3 protein-coding genes are annotated in these 2,758 nt (G+C 64.8%); 2 read left to right on the forward strand and 1 reads right to left on the reverse strand.

Features of this window, described 5'->3' with window-relative positions; all coding sequences use genetic code 11:
• Nucleotides 1-87 precede the first annotated feature (87 nt).
• On the forward strand, nt 88-906 hold the full coding sequence (locus IIB36_20455; protein ID MCH7534110.1) for an SDR family oxidoreductase: 819 nt from the start codon (nt 88-90) through the stop codon (nt 904-906).
• Nucleotides 907-946: 40 nt separating this feature from the next.
• On the forward strand, nt 947-1,705 hold the full coding sequence (locus IIB36_20460; GenBank protein MCH7534111.1) for an NADPH-dependent F420 reductase: 759 nt from the start codon (nt 947-949) through the stop codon (nt 1,703-1,705).
• On the opposite strand, the gene IIB36_20465 is transcribed toward IIB36_20460, so the two are convergent.
• A complete protein-coding gene (locus IIB36_20465; GenBank protein ID MCH7534112.1) occupies nt 1,636-2,577 on the reverse strand; it encodes an SDR family oxidoreductase in 942 nt (313 codons plus the stop codon). The two genes, IIB36_20460 and IIB36_20465, sit on opposite strands and share 70 nt — an antisense overlap.
• Nucleotides 2,578-2,758 lie beyond the last annotated feature (181 nt).

The following is a 2,758-nucleotide window of genomic DNA, read 5'->3' on the forward strand; positions in this document are numbered from 1 at the left end:
GGTGGAGGACGTATGGGAGGTTTCCGAGGCGGCATGCCGCATTAGTCGCGTCGCACTCCGTCCCGATAGGCCATAGGGAGCCGGACCATGGAGATTGGTGCAGGGGAGCCGCTGTCACGGCGGACCGCTCTACGTAACATGGGCGCTGCGGCGGCGCTGCCGCTGGTCGATGCCAGCGATTCGTCGTCCCGGCGGACGGTCGAGGGGAAGGTCGCCCTGGTCACGGGTTCGAGTAGAAATCTCGGCCGTGCGACCGTGCTCGAGCTGGCGAGGCAAGGTGCGGATGTCGTGGTGAACGGGCGGTCCAATCGGGAGGCGGCCGATGCCGTCGTACGCGAGGCCGAAGCTCTCGGTGTTAGGGCGATCGCGCTGCTGGCCGACGTCGGTGTCGAGCAGCAAGTGAATCAGATGGTGGAGCAGGCGTTGGAGCGGTTCGGCCGGATCGACATTCTGATCAACAACGCCGGCTTCCGCGGGTCGAGCTCTATCGCGGAAATGAGCACGGACGAGTGGCGGGCGGCTGCGGCCGTCAACTTCGACGGTCCATTCTTCTGCACCCGAGCTGTCGTGCCCGGCATGATCTCCAACGGGTACGGACGCATCATCACCGTGTCGGGTCTCAACTCCTTCCACGGAAGATCCAACTGGTCCCACGTGTGTGCGTCGAAAATGGGGGCGGTGGGTATGACCCGGGCGCTTGCGGTAGAGCTGGGGCCCTACGACATCACCGTAAACCACGTGGTTCCTGGAGCCTACGTGGCGCACCCGGACCTGGCCCGGATCCCACTCGGTCGTGTTGGGTTGCCTCAGGAGCTCGCGAATATGTACGCGTTCCTGTCGTCCGAAGAAGCCAGCTACATCACCGGCCAAACCTTCCACGTCAACGGTGGTGAGGTCCGATACTAGGATCGCGTGACCCTCGAAAGAATCGCTGCAGGAGGTAGAAATGACCGGACCGGACGCGAAGGGCGAGAGCAAACAGTCACGTCGTGACTTTCTTCGGAGGGCGGGGGCGACGGCGACCGGATTGGTCTTGGCGCCAACGATCTTACCGGAAGGGCTCGGTGCAGCCGCGGCGCAGCAGGCTCGCCTGAGGATCGGGGTCATCGGGTCGGGGCTGATCGGGGGGTCGGTCGCCCTTCGGTGGGCGCAGGCCGGACACGAGATCCTCTTCTCCTCCCGCCATCCAGAAGAGCTCACGGATCTGGTCGAGCGGGCCGGCCCGAGGACGCGCGCCGGCATGCCGGCGGAGGCCGCCGTGTTCGGAGAGGTCGTTTTCATCGCGGTGCCGTACGCCGCGCTCCCTCAGGTGGGGCAGGACTACGGGTCTTTGATGCGGGGTAAGGTCGTCATCGAATGCGGAAATCCTTACCCGCGGCGCGACGGACCGATGGCAACAGAAGCGTTGGCCAAAGGGACTGGGGTCGCCTCAGCCGAATTCCTCCCGGGCGTCCGCCTCGTGCGTGCGTTCAACGCGGTCAGCTACAGGACCGTCGAGCGTGAGGATCACAGTCAGGTCGGGATTCCGATCGCCGGCGACGACCAGGACGCCCTTCGGATCGTGTCGGCCCTCGTGGTGGACGCCGGCTTCGATCCGGTCGTGGTCGGGCCTCTCGCCCGGGCGCGAGAATTCGATCAGGGCTCACCAGTGTACGTGACCGACATGACTGCGGCCCAACTCCGCGAGGCTTTGGATCTCGGGTAGGGCGCCCCGGTCAGTTCCACGCTCAGCGCCCAGAGCTTCGCGCGAGCCTCTTCGTCGTAGGCCTGTGCATTTGCACGTCGGCGATTCAGCCCGGAGAAGTAGCCGCCGCTCCCGATGTCCGGTGAGGTGACGAGCTGCATCACCGCGTCCGCTCCTTCGGCGACCGTGGCCCTCGGTGTGCCGCCGCCTCGCGTGATCATCGGCGTGTTCATGTAAGTGGCCGGGTGCAGCGCGTTCACGATCACGTCTTTACCCTCGAGCTCTTCCGCGAGATCGATGGTGAACAGGACTTGAGCCAGTTTGCTCTGGGCGTACGCCCGCCCACCGCTGAAGCCGTTCTCGAGCATCACATCGTCGAAGTCGATCGGCTGTTGAGCACCCGATGAAACGTTGACGATGCGCGAAGGCGCACTCTCGATGAGCCGAGGCAGGAGCATCCGGGTGAGCAGAAAGTGTGAGAGGTGGTTCACCTGGAAGATCAACTCGTGGCCGTCCTCCGAAAGAGTCCGCCCGTTGGGCGTCGACGCGATGCCGGCGTTGTTGATGAGGATGTCGAGCCTTTCGTAGTCGCGGAGCACCGCTTCGCCGAACTCGCGAACCTGCTCGAACGAGGCGAGGTCCGCTCTGTAGAAACGGGCGCTGCCGACTCCTTCGCTGTTGATCGCCTCGACGACCGCCATGCCCCGCTCACGATTGCGGCCGTGCACGATGACGTGCATGCCCATCGCGCCGAGTCGGGTCGCCAGCTCGTGGCCCAGCCCGCTCGTCGAGCCCGTGACGAGAGCTACCTGCTGACCGGGTCGGGGGGTCGCCTGCGCGTCGGCCGCGGGGGCGGTCAGGGCCGATGCGGACACCAGGCCGGCTAGGAGCATCGCGAGTTTCGTATCCATTTTCTTGCCACTCCTTTTTTCTGGTCTCTCGATCCCCGGTGGTGAATATTTTCCCGGAATCTCTCACTCCGAAACCGAATGATGGTTCGGGAGAGTGGTGAAGTTAGAGGTCGTAGGCAAACGCGCGGCGCGTTCCCACAAGCGATCCCTACGGTCCCGGTGG

The sequence above is a fragment of the Gemmatimonadota bacterium genome, assembly GCA_022560615.1.
Classification (GTDB): domain Bacteria; phylum Gemmatimonadota; class Gemmatimonadetes; order Longimicrobiales; family Gaopeijiaceae; genus UBA1138.

Bases quoted from the DNA above. Each gene is read 5' to 3' on its own strand.
- IIB36_20460 (MCH7534111.1), top strand. From the start codon at position 947: ATGACCGGACCGGACGCGAAGGGCGAGAGCAAACAGTCACGTCGTGAC.
- IIB36_20465 (MCH7534112.1), bottom strand. From the start codon at position 2,577: ATGCTCCTAGCCGGCCTGGTGTCCGCATCGGCCCTGACCGCCCCCGCG.
- IIB36_20455 (MCH7534110.1), top strand. From the start codon at position 88: ATGGAGATTGGTGCAGGGGAGCCGCTGTCACGGCGGACCGCTCTACGT.